The following is a 17939-nucleotide window of genomic DNA, read 5'->3' as shown; positions in this document are numbered from 1 at the left end:
CTTGCAGCCTATATTGGCCTGCTTTGCGCCAAAAGAAAGACCGCCGACTCGATTGGAGCGGCGGCCTTGTTCTGTAGGTCTGCTTACAGGAGAGCGCAGACCTTCAGATTTGAAGTATCAGACTAGAGTGCGCGGCTTACGGAGATGACAACCGTGTCATCATTGCCGCTAATGTCGGTGCCGATATAGCGCAGGTCAAAGTCGAAGCCCTGGAAGGCGGTCGTCAGACCGACGGAATAGTCGGTATAGTCTGAGCCGCTCAGGTCCTGGAAGTCGGAATAGCCGACGGTTGCGTCCAGACCGAAATATTCGCCGAGCGGGATGCCGACGCTACCGGAGTAGTACAGGGCGTCGCCCACTTCGAGATAGAAGTCAGGTGAGTAAGCGATCGACGCGCCCACATCGACGAAGTCGCCGAGTGTCGTGCTGGCGCCTGCATAAACCTCAATGAAGTTCTGCTCAGGATTGTCCGGGGCATCCGGATACCAGTAATAGATCGCACCGATATCAAGGTCGAAAACGCCAACGGTTGGCGTCCAGCCTGCATAAAGGTCGATCTCAGTCGATGTCCCATCGCCAAAATCCACGCCTGAAGCCCAGGTGCCGACATAGAAGCTGTCGCTGGCCCAGTCGAAGCTGCCCTGGATCATCGGCGCGCCGTCCGTCTGGGTGACACCGCGGAAGAGATAGTCGCTGGTCAGGGTGACCGATCCGCTAAATTCGCCCTCTGCAATTGCCGGAGCGGCCATCAGACAGGCCGCGGCCGCCAGAATTGCACCACGTGTGAAAGTTTTGCTCATGTGAACCTCCTTTGCATCCTCATCACGAACACAGAATGGAGGGGCAGCACGCCTCAAGACCAATATGTTAGGGGCGTATGCGGATTTTTTTGCGCCGCAGCACGAATTTCGGGCATTGGGCGCAAAATCCGCCTGTCAAAAGTGCTTAAAATGACGTCAGCGTGCAGTCAGCGTCGCGAATCCGAGGTGCGTCCCGGCATCCACAAGCAGGGTTTCGCCTGTCACGTGACGGGAAGCATCCGTCAGGAAGAACATCGCCGAATCAGCGATATCGTCCGGGCCGCTCGCAGCATTGAGAGGCGTCGACCGGGCGACATTCTCTTCAAGCCGGGCATATTGATCAGCGCCCATCTCGTCCTTGAACCAGCGCGTCCCAATAAAGCCCGGGCAAACGGCATTTACGCGAATGGCAGGCGCCAAGGCCCGTGCAAGCGACAGGGTCATCGTGTTGAGCGCGCCCTTGGTCGCGGCATAGGCCACCGATGAGCCGATGCCGGTTACGCCGGCGATCGAGGAGATGTTCAGCACGGTCGCGGCCCGCCCGGTTTGCTCATGTGATTTGACCAGAAGCGGTTTGCAGGCCTGCATCATGAGAAAAGGGCCCGCGACGTTCACTGCATAAGTGTCGAGAAAGTCCTGCCGGCTAAGCGCGTCGAGATCGGAGTGATCGCGGGCATGGCGGGTGATGCCGGCATTGTTCACCAGAATATCAAGCCGTCCCCAGCTGCTCGCGGCATCGGCCAGTTTTGCGCAGCCTTCGTCTGTCGAGACATCGGCGGCAACCAGCTGCGCCTGAGCGCCAGCCTTGTTGCAGGCGGCGACTGTGGCTTCGCCTTCTTCGATGCTGCGCGTGCAATTGATGATCACATCGGCACCGCGCTCAGCCAGTTTGATCGCGATTGAGCGGCCAAGGCCCGTCGCTGAGCCGGTGACAATTGCTTTGCGTCCTGCGAGATCTTTTTCGGCCATCGGTCAGGCTCCCCTTGTGTTTTTCTGTTTGTGATTTGATGGACCGGCAGACGGTCGCGCGTCAAACCCTATCGCGCCGTAAGCTGGCGGGCGCTACGGCGTCAGGCTTTATGATAGGGCAGGCCGGCCTCAACGCTGGCGGCGCGGTAAAGCTGTTCAGCAAGCATCGCGCGGACCAGCCGGTGCGGCCAGGTCTGTTTGCCGAACGCCATGCATTTGGGAGCGGCCTGCCGGATTGCCTCGCCATATCCTTCAGCCCCGCCGATCAGAAAGCAGAGATCGCTGACGCCCTGGTCGCGCAGCTTGGCGAGCATGCTGGAGAAATCCGTTGAGCGATACTCCTTCCCGAACTCATCGAGCCGGATCAGGCTTGCGCCAGCAGGGATGCGGGCCATGAGGCGTTCGGCTTCTGCTTCAAGGCCACCGCCGGACTCAACTTCGACAATGTCGGCGCTGCGATAGCCGAGCTGGCGGCCTGCTTTTCGGAAGCGGTCGAGATAGTCGTCACACATTTCCAGTTCGGGCCCAGACTTTATCCGGCCGACAACAAGAATGGTGATGCGCATCTCAGGAAACGATCAGCGGCTCAGGCGTGGCCATGCGCGCTGTCGTCGGCCCAGATCTTCTCGAGATTGTAGAAGCTGCGGACTTCCGGGCGGAAGAGGTGGACAATGATGTCACCGATATCGAGCAAGACCCAGTCAGCATTTGGCATGCCTTCCAGCTTGACGGGCCGGCCGGTCGCTTCTTTCAGCGTTTGGGCGAGGTGGTCAGCAATGGAGGCAACGTGGCGGGCTGAACGGCCAGAAGCAATCACCATGACGTCTGCGAGTGAGGACTTACCCTGAAGATCAATCTTGACGATCTCTTCGGCCTTGTCGTCTTCGAGACTGTTAATGACGGTTTCCGCGATGGCGCGAATGTCATCAACGCTGGCTTTGGCGGCCTTTAGAGGCTGCGGGCTGGGAGAAGGCAGGGTTCAGTTCCTTGTGTTCGATTCAGGTGGCACCATAACACGCCGCGCCAGCCCGCTCTAGCTTTTTTGGCCGCCTGTTCGCAGTTTGGTCGATGAGGCCGGATTAAAGGGGGCCTTGAGGTAGACCCAGGCCGGGGCGGGCGTGAACGGCAATAGCGCTGCATCGCGCTCCGGTAGCCTCATTTGCGCATAGCGTCTGACAAAGGGTGAGCGCAGGGCGCGCGGCCCGGCATCCGGGCGTGAAACCACACAAAGTGGCAGGGTTTCAGCGATGGCCTGCCAGCTTTTCCAGTCATGGAAATTCTGCAGGCTGTCAGCGCCCATCAACCAGACAAACTTCGCGTTCGAAGCATGGCGGGTGAACCCCTCCAGAACGTCGACCGTGTACCGCAAGCCCGCCCAGTGTTCGAAATCGCTGACAAACATGCGCGGTTCATGGCCGATCAGCTCCCGCACGGCGTGGAGCCGGTCATAGAAGTCAGCCGGTTTTCCCTTCAGCGGATTGCCCCGTGCGGGCAGCCAGTAAATCCAGTCGAGATCGAGCCGTTTCAAGGCCGTTTTCGCCACGTGTAGGTGGCCGGAATGGGGCGGATTGAAGGAGCCGCCAAACAGGCCGATGCGCTGCGTGGTATTCGCAGGTGGGAGTGTACGCACAGGCGGCAGCAGCGGAGAGGTCAATTTGATCGGTCCTTCACGGACGGATCTGTCCGTTGCCGCGCACCACGTATTTGAAGATCGTCAGCTGTTCGGCGCCAACCGGGCCGCGGGCGTGGATACGTCCGGTCGCGATCCCGATTTCCGCGCCCATGCCAAACTCGCCTCCATCGGCAAATTGCGTGGAGGCGTTGTGCAGCACAATGCTCGCATCGACCCCGGCCAGAAACCGTTCGGCCGATGTCTTGTTCTCGGTGATGATCAGCTCGGTGTGTCCCGTGCCATATCGGGCGATGTGCTCCATCGCTTCATCGAGACCGTCGACGATGCGAACGGCCAGGATGGGCGCCAGATATTCTGTTTGCCAGTCAGATGGCTGCGCGGGCGTCATGTCAGGCAGGATCTCGCGGGCCGCCTCATCGCCGCGCAGTTCGCATCCCGCATCGCGCAGCGTCGCGGCAATCGCGGGCAAAAGCTGGCGGGCGACCGACTTGTTGATCAGCAGCGTCTCAAGTGCGCCGCAGACGCCGGTCCGGCGCATCTTGGCGTTAAAGACAATATTGACCGTCTTTTCCGGATCGGCGTCGACATCGACATAGGCATGGCACAGGCCTTCCAGATGTCCGATCACGGGCACGCGCGCATCTTTCTGCACACGCGCGACAAGGTTCTTGCCGCCGCGCGGAACGAGAACATCGAGATTGCCATCAAGCCCGGCCAGCATATGGCCGACGGCGTCACGGTCTGTTGTCTCCACAAGCTGGATCGCATCTGCGACCACGCCGACGCTCTGCAATCCGGACCGCAGGGCCATGGCTATGGCGAGCGAGGATTGAAGGCTTTCGCTGCCGCAGCGCAGGATGCAGGCATTGCCTGATCGCAGGCAAAGGGCCGCGGCGTCTGCCGTCACGTTCGGGCGGGACTCGTAGATGATGCCAACCACGCCAAGCGGGGTACGGATGCGGGCAATGTCGAGGCCTGACGGCACGGTCCAGCGGGCAATTTCGTCGCCGACAGGGTCAGGCAGGGCGGCAATCTTGCGCACCGCATTTGCAATCGCGTGGATGCGATCGGCGTTGAGCATCAGCCGGTCCAGCATCGCATCGCTCAAGCCCTTTTCCCGGCCCGCTTTAACATCGCGCGCATTGGCATCGAGGATGATGCGTTCGGCGCTGGAAAGCGCGTCGGCCATGGCCAACAAGCCTTCGGTGCGCTGGGCCGCCGTCAGCTGCGTCAGACGTTGGGAGGCAGAGCGCGCACGCCTGCCCATTTCACGCATTGTTTCGTCCAGCGATGTTTCGCCTGTGCTCAGTATTCGGGTCATCAGGCCTATCTGCCGCAAAGCAGGTTTTCCTGCAACTGCGACAGGGTGTGTACCGCGCGTCAGCCGCGCCAGAACCGCGCTGTCATCAACGTAAAGACCGCGATAAATTCCAGCCGGCCGAGCAACATGGCAGTGAAGCAGATCCATTTGCCGATGTCGGAGACGTCATGGAACGTGCCGGACGGGCCAATTTCAGGGCCAAGACCGGGGCCAACATTCGAAACGCTGGTTGCCGATGCCGAAATCGCCGACAGCAGGTCCATCCCGGTCATCGACAACAGGATGGTCGCGACAATGAAGGTGGCCAGGTAGAGAAACACAAACACCATGACCGATTGCAGAGTGTCCGATGAAACAACGCGGCCAGCATACCGCACGCGTACCACGCGGTTGGGCCTGACGATTTGCGCGGCGTAGGCGACAACGGCTTTGAAGCTGATCTCGATCCTGAACATCTTGATCCCGCAGGCCGCCGAGCCCGCGCACCCGCCGAGGAATGTCGCGAACAGGAAGATGACGACGACCGGCTCGCCCCAGGTGTCGTAAGGGGCTGAGGCATAGCCTGTGCCGGTCATGATCGAGATGATGTTGAACAAGGCCTGCCGGAAGCCGTGATAGACATGGTCAAAAATCGGTGGATCGACGACAGCTTCGTGCCAGCCGACAATCACGACGGCAAAGGCCACAGCGATGAAAAAATAGAGGCGCGGTTGAGGGTCTGTCAGAATAGGACGCCATCGCCCGTGCAGGATCAGAAGGGTCAGCAGGCTGAAGGGCAGGCCGGCGACGAACATGAAGAATGTCGCCGCATAGGCGGCGGGAGTGTCGCTGAAATAACCAAATGACGCGTCATGCGTGGAGTAGCCGCCCGCTGACACTGTCGTCATGGAATGTGAGATGGCGTCGAACGCGGTCATTCCGCAGGCGGCATAGCTGATCGCGCAAGCGGCAGAAATGATCAGATAGACGATGCCGGTTTGCGCTGTGATCTCGGTAATGCGTGGCAGGAACTTGCCGGACATGTCCGAGCTTTCGATCTGGAACAGCTGCATACCGCCAACACGCAGCATCGGCAGAATGGCGATCGCGGTCACAATGATGCCGATGCCGCCGATCCATTGCAGGATGGCCCGCCACAGCAGAATGCCACGCGGCGTAGAGTCGAGGCCGGTCATCGATGTCGCGCCGGTGGTGGTCAGCCCTGAAATGGATTCGAACATCGAGTCGGTGAACGACATGCCATAGCTGATGAACGGGATGGTCGCGATCAGGGGTAGGACGATCCAGATGACAACGGTCAGCAGGAAGGCTTCCCGCGCGCCTGTGGAGGGCGGAGCGCCGCCCGACAGAACGGCGAGACCAGCGCCGATTAGGATGCTGACGGCGGCAGAGACCAGAAAGATCGGCCACTGATCGGACTTGTCGGCAATGTCCAGCAGGGCCGACGGAATCATGGCCGCGCCCAACAGGGCGACCATGAGGCCAATGGCAAATATGACGGCGCGCAACTGCATGGAGGTCAGCCCTTAACACCGAAACGAGTGGAGTGCCGTCAAAAAATTCAGGCACCAGCACGGCTTAACGCAACGTGCCGCGCAAGCATGCGGGAAGCTGCAATATTTTTGAAACTATCTGTGAGTTTTGAGTCAAAAGTTAACGCCCTGTAAATAAAATGTTTTCAATGTGTTAACTATGCGGCGGCTGTATAAAGGCAGGCGGCGTCCGCTTTTATTCCCATTATGTTCTTGTTGTGGTCCCTTGTGGAGTCAGCGAATCTCCAGCTGGCCCCATTGGTTCCCAAGCCAGCCCATGGTATCCCCATTTTGAGTTAGATTGTCCCAAGAACTGGGATGATGGGCACAAGGGACGCGGCTGGTGTTTGTCTCCACCTACGAAACAGCGCTTGACGCAAAGGGACGGGTTTCCGTGCCTGCAGCCTTTCGTGCAGCCCTCGGCGGCAGCTCACGCGTCTTCCTTTGGCCGGCGATTGATGGCTCTGGCTGCCTTGAGGGCGGCGGTGATGAGCTGATGTCCGTTTACCGTCAGACCCTGTCGCGCATGGCGCCTAACAACCCCAAGCGCCGCGCCTTTATGCACGCCATTTTTACCCGTTCAGCCGACCTGAAAATGGACGAGACAGGCCGCATCTCGATCCCGTCTGCGCTTCTGGAAGCGGCGGGCATCACCAAGAAGCTCATCTTTGCAGGCTCGTTTGACCGCTTCCACGTCTGGGAGCCATCACGCTTCGAGGCCTTCGATGCGGAGATGGCAGCGACCGCGCAGGACAACACTGACGCCCTGGATGAGCCCTTCCAGCAGCTGATGAGTGCTGGCGGCCTAACTGCCATTACCGGCGGAGGGGACGTCTGATGGGGCACGTTCCAGTCTTGCTTGATGAAGTCGTCGCCGCGCTCGCGCCAATTGATGGCGAGGTGCACGTGGATGGCACTTTTGGCGGCGGCGGTTATGCGCGCCGCATTCTCGCGGCTGCCGATTGCAAGGTCATTGGCATCGACCGCGACGAAGATGCGATCGCCCGCGCGGAGACGCTGTTTGCAGATGAGCCGCGCCTCATCCCGGTACATGGCCGGTTTGGCGACATCGATGCGCTGCTGGATGATCACGGCTTTGAGCAGGTTGATAGTATCACGCTCGATCTTGGTGTTTCCTCCTTCCAGATTGATGAGGCTGATCGCGGCTTCTCCTTCATGCGCGACGGACCGCTCGACATGCGGATGGGGCGCACGGGGCCAAGCGCGGCCGATGTCGTCAATCAGATGGGCGAGCAGGACCTTGCCACCATCATCTTCCGGCTGGGCGAGGAAAAGCAGTCCCGCCGTATCGCGCGCGCGATAGTTGAGCGCCGTCTTAAGTCTCCGTTCACCACAACGCTTGATCTTGCTGATTTGATCGATGGGGCAATGGGTGGACGTCGCGGCTCGCGCACGCATCCGGCGACCCGGTCGTTCCAGGCGATCAGGATGTTCGTCAATGATGAGTTGGGCGAGCTGGCAAGAGCGCTCGAAGCATCCGAGCGGCGTCTCGTCGAAGGTGGCCGGCTCGTCATCGTGACCTTCCACTCGCTGGAGGACAGGATGGTAAAATTATTCATGCGTGAACGCGCCGGTCTGATGGGCGGCGGATCACGATATCGCCCGCAGCAGGAAGCTGCAGCGCAACCAAGCTTCGAGCTTCCCAACCGTAAGGCCATCGCGCCGGGAGATGCCGAAGTGGGTGAAAACCCTCGAGCAAGATCCTCCCGTCTGCGGGTCGCCATTCGAACCGGTGCTGCGCCTATGGGCGGTGCCGTTTCGACAGGTGTGGACCTGCCGTCGCTGGCATCAGTGGAGGTGTCTTCATGAGCAAACGTGCATTCATGGTCGGGCTGTTCGTCATCGGCCTCCTGGTGTTCAGCCTCTACCGCGCAAAATACGGCGCCCAAGAGAGCGCTGAAGAAATCGCCGCTGTCGAAGCACAGATCGAAGAAGCCGTTCGCGAGCGCAAGGTTTTGCTTGGGGAGCTTAGCCACCTTTCACGGCAGGAATGGATCGAGGAATATGCCCGCAATGAGCTCGGTATGGCGCCCGCGCGCGCCGAGCAATTCGTGCGCGCCGAAGACCTTCCAAACGTTCTGCAGCCAATTCAGCCCGCAGCCTCAGGCGACGGCGCTGCACCAAACGGCGCGGGAGGCGAGTGATGGCAGATTTCGGTTTAAGCGGATCGGCATCGGGCTCCTCCATGCGGGCGAAGCTCGTTTCGTTTGCGATGTGCTTCGGCTTTGCGATTATCGCGGTGAAGGCCGGGTTCGTCGCGATTGCCGGGCCAGAGCCAAAGACCGGCGTTGCACGGGTCTTCGATGAGCCGGTTCGCCGGGCTGATATCGTTGACCGCAATGGCGAGCTTCTGGCGACATCCGTTGACGTCTATTCGCTGTTCGCTGACCCGCGCGCCATCTGGGACCCAGCAGAAGTCGCAACGGGTATCGCATCGGTCTTTCCTGATACCGATATCGATAGCCTGACGGCCAGCCTCTCGGATCGCGACCGCGCTTTCGTCTGGGTGCGCCGTGGCCTCACGCCGCGCCAGCGTAGCGCCGTCTACGATCTCGGCCTCGAAGGCCTGGGCTTCCGTGAAGAGAGCCGCCGGGCCTATCCGCGCGGAACGCTGGCCGGTCATGTGCTTGGCTATGCGGGCACAGACGGGCAGGGCCTCGCCGGTGTAGAATACGAAATGGACAAACGTCTCGCCGCTGGCGGTGAGCCGATGAAGCTGACCATCAATTCCAATATCCAGTTCGCTCTGGAAGCTGAGCTCGCGGCCGCGGCTGGCGAATATGACATTGAAGGCGGCGCCGGTGTCGTGCTTGACGCGCGAAACGGTGAAGTGCTCGGCATGGCGAGTTGGCCGCCGATTGATCCGAACCGCGCGCACACGCTTTCCGGCGATGATCCAGCGCGTCTCAACCGCGCCGCGTCTGCGGTTTATGAGCTTGGGTCTGTTTTCAAGCCTCTCACCATTGCCGCCGGTCTTGATTCAGGTGCGATCAGCCCCAGCGACCGCTTCGCCGTGCGCGAGCCGATTGTAATTTCCGGTCGCCGTATCACCGATACCCACCGCATTGCCGGGCCGGCGACACCGGCTGAAATCGTGTCCCACAGTTCGAATATCGGTACGGTGAAGGTCGCGATCATGCTGGGCGCGCGCCGCCAGCAGGAAATCCTTGAAAAGCTTGGCCTGTTCGAGCGCTCACCGATTGAGCTGGCAGGTAGTGCTTCGCCCATCGTGCCTGCCAAGTTCGATGACATTCACGCCGCAACGATCAGCTATGGCCACGGTATTGCCGTTTCCCCGATCGCCTTCGCAACAGCATTCTCGGTCTTTGCCAATGGCGGCGAGGTTGTTGATCCAACGATCATCCTTGGCTCCACGCGTGCCCGGAATGCCCGCCGGGTCATTTCCGCGCCGACCGCTGCGCTTGTCACACAAATGCTTCGACATGCTGTGACCGACGGCACCGGGACGCGCGCCGAGGTGGCCGGTTACCGCGTTGCAGGCAAGACGGGCACCGCTGAGAAGCCGGTTCCCGGCGGTTATTCCCGTACAGCCAACATGGCCTCGTTTGCGTCGATCTTTCCCTCAAACAGCCCGGAATATGTCGTATTGGTCGTGCTTGATGCCCCCAAGATCGGACCAGGCCGTGGGCGTACGGCGTCCTGGAATGCGGCGCCGACGGTCGGCCGCGTGATTGAGCGGATTGCGCCCATGCTCGGCGTGGAGCCGCAATTCGATGATTATGACCAGCGCGACAATCCGTTTGTGCGCTCTGTCGCCGACAGAAGGAGCACGCTTTGAACCTTGCCGCACTTTTCCCGGGCAAAGGCCTGACCGCTGTTGAGGAAGTCACAGGCCTGACGGCGGACAGCCGCAAGGTGAAGCCGGGCTTCATCTTCGCAGCCCTTAAAGGCGTTACAGCCGATGGGCGGGACTATATCCCGCAAGCGATCAAGAACGGCGCAATCGCCGTCATCGGGCATGACCTGCCGGATATGGGCGACGTGGTTGCCATCGACGTTGAAGAACCGCGCCTGACGCTCGCCACCGCCTCGGCCGCTTTCTTTGCCAGCCAGCCGCAGACGATTGTCGCTGTGACGGGCACGAACGGCAAAAGCTCGACCGTCGATTTCCTGCGCCAGATCTGGGAGACGTCCGGGATTACGGCGGCCTCCATGGGCACGCTCGGCGCCATCGGGCCGAACGGCCATATCGATCTTGGACACACCACGCCGGACCCGGTTGCTATTCACCAGACACTCGCCACGCTTGCCGGGCAGGGCGTTACCCACTGCGCGATGGAAGCGTCCTCGCATGGCCTCGTTCAGTATCGCCTCGATGCGGTTAAGCTCGCCGCCTGCGCCTTCACCAATCTGACGCAGGACCACCTCGACTATCACGCCGACATGGATGACTACCGGGCCGCAAAGATGCGCCTGTTTACCGAGCTTATGCCCGCCGGTGCTCCAGCCGTCGTCAACGCCGACAGCCCAGAGCGCGGCGCGTTTGAAGCCGGCGCGAAAGCCGCTGGTCTCAAGCCGGTATCCGTTGGCTGGCGCGGTGAGGACCTCAAGATTGCCGAGCTGATGCCAAAGGCGACTGGCCAGACGCTCTTCCTCAAATGGCAGGGCGACGAGTTCGAAGTTGATCTGCCGCTGATCGGCGAATTCCAGGCGCTGAACGCCCTGACCGCCGCCGGGCTTGCGCTCTCGCTTGGCGCGCCACTGGACGGCGTTCGCGAGGGCATGTCGAAGCTGGAGCCGGTCAAAGGCCGCCTTGAATTTGTCGGCGAGACCAAAGACGGCGCGGGCGTGTTCGTCGATTACGCCCACACGCCGGACGGCCTCGATGTCCTTATCCGCGCGGCGCGGCCCCATACCGCTGGCAAGCTGGTCGTGATCTTCGGCTGTGGCGGCGACCGTGATCGCAAGAAACGCCCGCTCATGGGCGCTATCGCCGCCAAACATGCCGACGTCGTCATCGTGACCGATGACAATCCACGCTCGGAAGACCCAGCCACCATCCGCAAATCCATTCTCGAAGCCGTGCCAAACGGCATCGAAATCGGCGATCGCGGCGAGGCCATCCGCAAGGCGGTGGCCGACCTCAAATCCGGCGACACGCTGCTGATTGCTGGCAAAGGCCATGAAACCGGTCAGATCATTGGCCAGACGGTCATTCCCTTCTCCGACCAGGACACCGCGAAAGCGGCACTGGAGGCGCGCAGCTGATGACCCGCCCGCTCTGGACATCCGACGAACTGATCAAAGCCACTGGCGGTGAAGCGACAGCTTCATTCGAGGCGAACGGTGTGTCGATCGACACCCGCTCCCTGCAGGCTGGTGATCTATTCGTTGCTTTGAAGGATGTCCGTGATGGGCATGACTTTGTCGCCGCTGCCTTCGAGGCAGGCGCGAGCGCGGCGCTCGTCAGCCGTGAGGTAGAAGGCGTTTCAGGGCCGTTGCTCATCGTTGATGACGTCCTCGGCGCGCTTGAGACGATTGGGATTTTTGCCCGTGAACGGGCGAAAGATGCCGTCCGTATCGCGATTACCGGGTCTGTCGGCAAGACCAGCGTCAAGGAAATGATCGCGCGCATTCACCGCGGCGCGGGCCGGGCACACTGGTCCGTCAAAAGCTTCAACAATCACTGGGGCGTGCCGCTGACGCTGGCGCGCATGCCCGCCGACACCGAATACGCCGTGTTCGAGATCGGCATGTCGACGCCGGGCGAGATTGCGCCGCGCTCGATCATGGTCCAGCCGCATGTCGCGGTGATTACCAAGATCGCCCCGGCTCATCTGGAGGGGCTCGGTTCAATTGAAGGCGTTGCGCGTGAGAAGGCAGATATCGCTGCAGGTCTTGTCGAACCGGACGGCCAGGTCGTTCTGCCTGCAGCTGACCCGATGCTGCCCGTCCTCGTCGAGCATATCCGGAAGCTTAAGCCAGACGCGCCGATTGGCCTGTTCGGACGGATTGAAGACCGCTCACGCGCCGACTGGGTCACCAATAGAGATGGCTTTGCCTGGGTCGAAGCCTACACAACGGACAACGGTGTGAGCCATATTGCGATCAATGCGCTGACATGCCTGCTCGATGTTGAAATTGACGCGGTTGGCCGTCACTGGGCCGACAATGTCGCCTGCGCATTGCTCGCCGCTGGGCTGAACTCATCGATCGACATGTATGGCGCCGCGCGCGACCTTTCCGGCTACGGGCCGCCCCCGGGGCGCGGGACGGCGGAAACACTGAAACTGCCAGATGGCGGCGAAGTCCTGCTGGTCGATGACGCCTACAACGCCAACCCGGAATCGATGCGCGCCGCGCTCGCGAGCTTTGCCTCGCGCACGGGCGGCCGCCGCCTCGTTGCGCTCGGGGAAATGCTCGAAGTTGGCGCGACCTCGAAGGCCGAGCATGCGGCGCTGGCAGGCCCTGTAATCGACGCGGGCGCTGAAATCGCGTTCCTCGCAGGAAATGGCATGACGCCGCTGCATGAGGCGCTTCAAGCTAAAATCGAGTCACACTGGGCCTCTCAGGCAGACGGCCTGGATTCACAGGTAAAAAACTCTCTGCAAAACGGCGATCTTCTCTTGATCAAAGGCTCGAATGCCTCCGGGATGGGACGGCTCGCAGACAGGTTGCGCCAGTGGAGCAAGACCGCAGACGAGCAGGTGATGGAAGGCAGCGCCGACGGGGCTGCAGGGGGTCGTGATGCTGTATGAACTGATTGCAGCGGAAGACGGGCTGTTCAGGCTCTTCAACTACACAACGTTCCGCACAGGCGGCGCGATCGTCACCGCATTCCTGTTCACCATCTTGACCGGTGACTGGATCATTGATCGCCTTCGTGAGCGCCAGGGCAAAGGCCAACCGATCCGCGATCTATCGCTTCAGGCCCAGCTCGAAAAGCGCGGCACGCCGACCATGGGCGGCTTCCTGATCTGGATCGGCCTTTTGCTCGGCACCTTGCTCTGGGCGGACCTTGCCAACCCCTACATCTGGACGGTCCTGTTTGTGACGCTGTCCTATGCCTTCCTCGGCTTCCTGGATGACTACGCGAAAGTCACCAAGCAGACAGATGCTGGCGTGTCCGCGAAGGTCAGGCTCCTCGTGGAGTTTGTCGTGGCCGCTCTGGCAGGCGCCTTCATCATGGGGCTGCACGGGGCGAATACGCCGCTTGGTCATGCCGAGTGGGGCGCGCTCAATGGCGTGGCGGAGTTCATCGCATCGCTCGCGCCGCACACGACGGTTTCGCCGAATGACCAATCCTTCGCAGGCGGCGTCGCTGTGCCCTTTGTGAATGACTATTTTGTCCCGCTTGGCGGGTTCTTCATCCTGTTCGCGATGATCGTGATCGTCGGCTCAGCCAATGCCGTGAACTTTACCGACGGCCTCGACGGTCTGGCCATTGTGCCGATGATGTTTGCGGGCGCCTCCTACGCGCTGATCGCTTACCTGACGGGTAACGTCATCTTTGCTGATTATCTCGGTATTCAGTTCACGCCAGGCGCCGGTGAAATGGGCGTCGTGCTGGGCGCGATGATTGGCGCCGGGACCGGCTTTCTCTGGTTCAACGCATACCCCGCCACCGTCTTCATGGGCGATACCGGGTCGCTCGGGCTTGGCGGTCTGATCGGTGTCGTCGCCGTGGCTGTGAAGCACGAATTTGCGCTCGCCATTATCGGCGGCATCTTCGTGCTCGAAGCGCTATCTGTGATGATGCAGGTGACCTGGTTCAAGATCACCAAAAAACTGTCGGGCACCGGCAAGCGCATCTTCCTGATGGCGCCGCTCCACCACCATTTTCAGAAGAAGAACTGGACCGAAACGAAAGTCGTCGTCCGCTTCTGGATCCTGTCCTTCCTGTTCGCCCTTGCGGGCCTTGCCACCCTGAAGCTGAGGTGATGCGCGCAAGATGATCCCGATCACCGAATATGCCGGGCGCGATGTCGCCGTCTACGGACTAGGCCGGACAGGTCTGGCGGCAGCGCGTGCCCTGAAAGCGGGGCGCGCGCGGGTGCATGCTTGGGACGACAATGAAGCTTCGCGCGCCAAGGCCGAAGCTGAAGGCATTCCGCTATCTGACCTCAACAAGCGCGACTGGCAGAGCTTTGCAGCCCTCGTCCTCTCGCCGGGTATTCCGCTAACCCATCCCCAGCCACATCGGCTGGTTCGCCTCGCGCAGATGACCAATGTTCCGGTTGTCGGCGATATCGAGCTGTTCGCGCGCGCCGTTCAATCCATGCCACAGCGTGGCCGCCCGAAGATCATCGGCATTACAGGCACGAACGGCAAATCGACGACAACGGCGCTCATCGGGCATATCCTGAAAGAGTGCGGCATCGATGCGCGCGTCGGCGGCAATATCGGCACCGGCGTGCTGGACCTGCCGCCGCTGCATGCCAACGCCTATTATGTGCTTGAGCTGTCGTCCTATCAGCTGGACCTCGTCAAAAGCCTGCGCTGCGACGTCTCCGTGATGCTGAATGTCTCGCCTGATCACCTCGATCGGCATGGCGGCATGAAGGGCTATGTCGATGCGAAGAAACGCATCTTCAACAATCAGCAGCCCGGCGACACCGCCGTGATCGCGGTCGATGACATGTATACCCAGTCGATCGCCATGGATCTCGCCTCGCGAGGCAGGGCCCGTGTCATCCAGGTCTCGTCAGAGTTCGCGCTCGGGCGCGGTGTCAGCGCGATTGATGGAAAGCTCTTCGATAGCCTTGCCGGCAATGCCGTTCGCGTCGGAGATCTTGCTGGCGCGCCGACGCTTCCCGGGCGGCACAATTATCAGAACGCCGCCGCCGCCTATGCCGCCTGCCGCGCGCTCGGCCTCGATGCAGGCCGTATCTTTGGCGCGCTGACCACATTTCCGGGCCTTGCCCACCGCATGGAGCAAGTCGGCCAGATCGATGGCGTCCGCTTCGTCAATGATTCCAAGGCCACCAATGCCCAGGCCGCCGAGCAGGCGCTGCGGGCCTATCCGCGCGTTTACTGGATCGCGGGCGGCGTTCCGAAGGCCGAAGGCATTGAGCCGCTGTCGCCCTTCTTTGATCGGCTCGCCAAAGCCTATCTGATCGGCGAGGCCGCCGATGCCTTTGCGAAGACGCTGGACGGGAAGGCCGATTACAAACGGACGAAGACACTCGAAGCGGCGATTTCGAGCGCGCTCGAAGATGCGCGCAACTCCGGTGAGGAAAACCCCATCGTTCTGCTCTCGCCCGCCTGCGCGAGCTTTGACCAGTTCAAGGACTTTGAGGCGCGCGGTGACGCGTTCAAAACCATTGTCGCAGACCTCGGCGGACAGATCGTCAGCCGCAGCCTGAAGGAAACGGCATGACGACCCAGTACGGACAAAGCGTCATCCTGCCACGCTCGGACCGTTCGGTGATTACCGAATGGCGCCGCAGCGTCGACTGGCAGATCATAGCCGCCTCGGTCACCTTGCTGGCACTCGGTCTCGTCCTCTCGCTTGCCGCTGGCCCGCCCGCCGCAGACCGGCTCGGCTATGACGACCTCTATTATTTCGTAAAGCGCCAGAGCGTCTTTGCTGGCGCTGCGGTCATCGTCTTGTTCGGCGCAAGCCTTCTGAACCGGACATGGGCGAGACGCGGTGCAGCGATCATCTTCTGTGTTTCGCTCGTTCTGCTGGTCGCAATCCTGATCTTCGGGCACGAAGCCAAGGGCGCCCAGCGCTGGATCCAGATCGCAGGCTTTACCATTCAGCCTTCAGAATCTGTGAAGCCTGCGCTGATCATCCTTTCGGCCTGGTTGCTGGCCCAGAGGCAGCTCTATCCCGGCGGGCCGTGGGCGATTGTGGCGCTGGTCTTCTTCGTTGTGACGCTGGGCCTGCTTCTCTTGCAGCCGGATGTTGGTCAATCAGCTTTGCTGACGGCGGCCTTCATGGTCACCTTCTTTATCTCCGGTATGCCGTGGAAATGGGCAGCGGCCTTCATTGGCGGCGGCTTTGCGCTCTGTCTGTCGCTTTACAGCCTGCTGCCACACGTCAGATACCGTGTGAACAGTTTCATCAATCCGTCCGATTACGACACCTACCAGATCGACAAGGCGTCAGAAGCGATCTCGCGCGGTGGCCTTCTGGGCGCCGGGCCGGGCGAGGGGACGGTGAAATCCAGCCTGCCTGACGCGCATACCGATTTCATCTATTCGGTGCTGGGTGAGGAGTTTGGCTATGTCGCCGCGCTCGCACTGATCGCGCTTTACGTCTTTATCTGCTGGCGCGGCCTGCGCGGTGCCTCGCAGGTGCGTGACCCGTATCCGCGCGCCGCCGCAGCGGGTCTGTTCGCGCTATTTGGGCTGCAGGCGGCGATCAATATCGCGGTGAATGTCAGCCTCATTCCGCCCAAGGGCATGACGCTGCCCTTCATCTCCTATGGTGGCTCCTCAATGATGGGCATTGCGCTCACGCTGGGGCTCGGCCTCGCGCTTATCCGCCGCCAGACGATTACAGGCCGCAGGCGTTATGTCTGATCAGGCAGGATCAGCCCCACTCGTCATTATTGGCGCTGGCGGCACCGGCGGCCACATGTTTCCGGCTGCCGCCTTCGCTGACGAAATGCGCGCGCGCGGCTGGCGCGTTGGCCTGATGAGCGATGCGCGCGGCCTGCACTATGCCGACAAGTTTCCAGCCGACTGGAAAGAGGAAGTCCGCGCCGCCAGTCCAAATCTGCGCAAGCCATGGACATTGCCAGTGGCGGCCCTGAAAATCTGGGGCGGCATCAATGCGGCCTCCAGCACAATGAAGCGGTTGCAACCTGCATTGGTCGCGGGCTTCGGCGGCTATCCGGCCTTTCCGGCGCTGAGCGCCGCCCGACGCCGGAAAGTTCCGATCCTGATCCATGAACAGAACGCCGTGCTTGGCCGTGTGAACCGCGCTTTTGCGGGCAAGGCGGCGATCGTTGCATCGGGTTTTCCGCGCCTCGACCGTCTGCCGGGCGGCGTTGATCATCATCCCGTCGGCAACCCGGTCCGCGCGCCCATTGCGGCGATGCGTGATCATGCCTATCCGCCAACCGATGGCGACCTCACCGTCTTCATTACCGGCGGCAGTCAGGGGGCTAAAATCCTCGGCGACATCATTCCGCTGGCGCTCGCCAACCATATTCCGGCGCCGCTGCGCGCGCGGTTGAAAGTGGTTCAGCAGGTTCGCGAGGAACAGCTCGATCAGGTTCGCGCCGTCTATGACAAGGTGCAGCTGCGCCATGAGCTGGCGCCTTTCTTCTCAGACATGCCTGAGCGCCTCGCCGCGGCTCATCTGATCATTGCGCGTTCCGGGGCTGGCACAGTCAGTGAAATCGCTGCTGTTGGTCGCCCCTCCATCCTCATCCCACTCAAGATTGCGATGGATGACCACCAGAACGCCAATGCCGAAGCGCTGGTTGATGCCGGCGCGGCGGATGTCGTGGTTGAGGATAATCTCTATCCGAACCTGCTGGGCGAGCTGATTGGAGTTCGGCTCGGTGATGCAGAAGGCCTGAAAGCGCGCGCCAGGGCCGCCAAAGAGACCGGCACGGTGACAGCCGCGAGCGATCTGGCTGATCTCGCTGAAAAGGTTTGCCTGCGCTAGGCGCCTGCCCAGAAAACACCTTGTTCATGCCATGACAGCTGCGTGGTCCTTGCCTACACCATGGCAGACATATTAT

At 61.2% G+C, this 17939-nt stretch carries 17 protein-coding genes; 10 read left to right on the top strand and 7 right to left on the bottom strand.

All coding sequences use genetic code 11. From position 1 onward, the window contains the following. Positions 1 to 122: 122 nt before the first annotated feature. The 7 genes from B8783_RS02200 to B8783_RS02170 form a co-directional block, all read right to left on the bottom strand. Positions 123 to 800, bottom strand: a complete 678-nt coding sequence (locus tag B8783_RS02200; protein WP_084418133.1) for a TorF family putative porin — start codon at positions 798 to 800, stop codon at positions 123 to 125. Between the two features lie 156 nt (positions 801 to 956). Further along, positions 957 to 1769, bottom strand: a complete 813-nt coding sequence (locus B8783_RS02195) for an SDR family NAD(P)-dependent oxidoreductase (RefSeq protein WP_084418132.1) — start codon at positions 1767 to 1769, stop codon at positions 957 to 959. A gap of 101 nt (positions 1770 to 1870) precedes the next feature. Continuing rightward, positions 1871 to 2335 carry a 23S rRNA (pseudouridine(1915)-N(3))-methyltransferase RlmH gene (gene rlmH, locus B8783_RS02190; protein WP_084418131.1) on the bottom strand — a complete coding sequence of 155 codons (465 nt, stop codon included), beginning with the start codon at positions 2333 to 2335 and terminating at the stop codon, positions 1871 to 1873. Positions 2336 to 2355: 20 nt separating this feature from the next. Beyond that, a complete protein-coding gene (gene rsfS, locus B8783_RS02185) occupies positions 2356 to 2691 on the bottom strand; it encodes a ribosome silencing factor (protein ID WP_199288149.1) in 336 nt (111 codons plus the stop codon). Positions 2692 to 2802: 111 nt separating this feature from the next. Then, on the bottom strand, positions 2803 to 3423 hold the full coding sequence (nadD, locus tag B8783_RS02180; protein ID WP_233355643.1) for a nicotinate (nicotinamide) nucleotide adenylyltransferase: 621 nt from the start codon (positions 3421 to 3423) through the stop codon (positions 2803 to 2805). Between the two features lie 13 nt (positions 3424 to 3436). Then, positions 3437 to 4723 (bottom strand): glutamate-5-semialdehyde dehydrogenase, encoded by a 1287-nt coding sequence (locus tag B8783_RS02175; RefSeq protein WP_084418129.1) that lies wholly within the window; start codon positions 4721 to 4723, stop codon positions 3437 to 3439. 59 nt (positions 4724 to 4782) lie between these two features. Beyond that, entirely contained in the window at positions 4783 to 6237 is a 1455-nt protein-coding gene (locus B8783_RS02170) for a TrkH family potassium uptake protein (protein WP_233355642.1), read from the bottom strand. Between the two features lie 361 nt (positions 6238 to 6598). Between B8783_RS02170 and B8783_RS02165 the strand changes: the two genes are divergently transcribed. From B8783_RS02165 to B8783_RS02120, 10 genes are read left to right on the top strand one after another with little or no spacing between them, the layout of a single operon-like run. After that, positions 6599 to 7093: a division/cell wall cluster transcriptional repressor MraZ gene (locus B8783_RS02165; RefSeq protein WP_084418128.1), complete on the top strand. Its 495-nt coding sequence runs from the start codon at positions 6599 to 6601 to the stop codon at positions 7091 to 7093. Further along, on the top strand, positions 7093 to 8085 hold the full coding sequence (rsmH, locus tag B8783_RS02160; RefSeq protein ID WP_084418127.1) for a 16S rRNA (cytosine(1402)-N(4))-methyltransferase RsmH: 993 nt from the start codon (positions 7093 to 7095) through the stop codon (positions 8083 to 8085). The genes B8783_RS02165 and rsmH overlap by 1 nt, the downstream gene beginning before the upstream one ends. Next, positions 8082 to 8420, top strand: a complete 339-nt coding sequence (ftsL, locus tag B8783_RS02155) for a cell division protein FtsL (RefSeq protein ID WP_084418126.1) — start codon at positions 8082 to 8084, stop codon at positions 8418 to 8420. Before rsmH ends, ftsL begins: the two co-directional genes overlap by 4 nt. Continuing rightward, positions 8420 to 10075, top strand: coding sequence for a peptidoglycan D,D-transpeptidase FtsI family protein (locus B8783_RS02150; protein ID WP_084418125.1), 1656 nt, complete (start codon positions 8420 to 8422; stop codon positions 10073 to 10075). Before ftsL ends, B8783_RS02150 begins: the two co-directional genes overlap by 1 nt. Continuing rightward, positions 10072 to 11505, top strand: coding sequence for a UDP-N-acetylmuramoyl-L-alanyl-D-glutamate--2,6-diaminopimelate ligase (locus B8783_RS02145; protein ID WP_084418124.1), 1434 nt, complete (start codon positions 10072 to 10074; stop codon positions 11503 to 11505). Before B8783_RS02150 ends, B8783_RS02145 begins: the two co-directional genes overlap by 4 nt. Beyond that, on the top strand, positions 11505 to 12995 hold the full coding sequence (locus B8783_RS02140; protein ID WP_084418123.1) for a UDP-N-acetylmuramoyl-tripeptide--D-alanyl-D-alanine ligase: 1491 nt from the start codon (positions 11505 to 11507) through the stop codon (positions 12993 to 12995). Before B8783_RS02145 ends, B8783_RS02140 begins: the two co-directional genes overlap by 1 nt. Next, positions 12985 to 14178, top strand: coding sequence for a phospho-N-acetylmuramoyl-pentapeptide-transferase (gene mraY, locus B8783_RS02135; RefSeq protein WP_084418122.1), 1194 nt, complete (start codon positions 12985 to 12987; stop codon positions 14176 to 14178). The genes B8783_RS02140 and mraY overlap by 11 nt, the downstream gene beginning before the upstream one ends. A 10-nt stretch (positions 14179 to 14188) precedes the next feature. Further along, positions 14189 to 15616, top strand: a complete 1428-nt coding sequence (gene murD / locus B8783_RS02130) for a UDP-N-acetylmuramoyl-L-alanine--D-glutamate ligase (RefSeq protein WP_084418121.1) — start codon at positions 14189 to 14191, stop codon at positions 15614 to 15616. Then, complete coding sequence (locus B8783_RS02125) at positions 15613 to 16767, top strand: FtsW/RodA/SpoVE family cell cycle protein (protein WP_084418120.1); 1155 nt, start codon at positions 15613 to 15615, stop codon at positions 16765 to 16767. Before murD ends, B8783_RS02125 begins: the two co-directional genes overlap by 4 nt. Continuing rightward, the gene (locus B8783_RS02120) at positions 16760 to 17863 is read left to right on the top strand and encodes a UDP-N-acetylglucosamine--N-acetylmuramyl-(pentapeptide) pyrophosphoryl-undecaprenol N-acetylglucosamine transferase (RefSeq protein ID WP_084418119.1); all 1104 of its coding nucleotides are present in this window, start codon (positions 16760 to 16762) and stop codon (positions 17861 to 17863) included. Before B8783_RS02125 ends, B8783_RS02120 begins: the two co-directional genes overlap by 8 nt. Positions 17864 to 17939: the final 76 nt, after the last annotated feature.

The organism is Henriciella litoralis (assembly GCF_002088935.1).
Classification (GTDB): Bacteria; Pseudomonadota; Alphaproteobacteria; order Caulobacterales; family Hyphomonadaceae; genus Henriciella; species Henriciella litoralis.
Note: the sequence above shows the minus strand (reverse complement) of the source record. Positions and strands in the feature narration are given on the sequence as shown.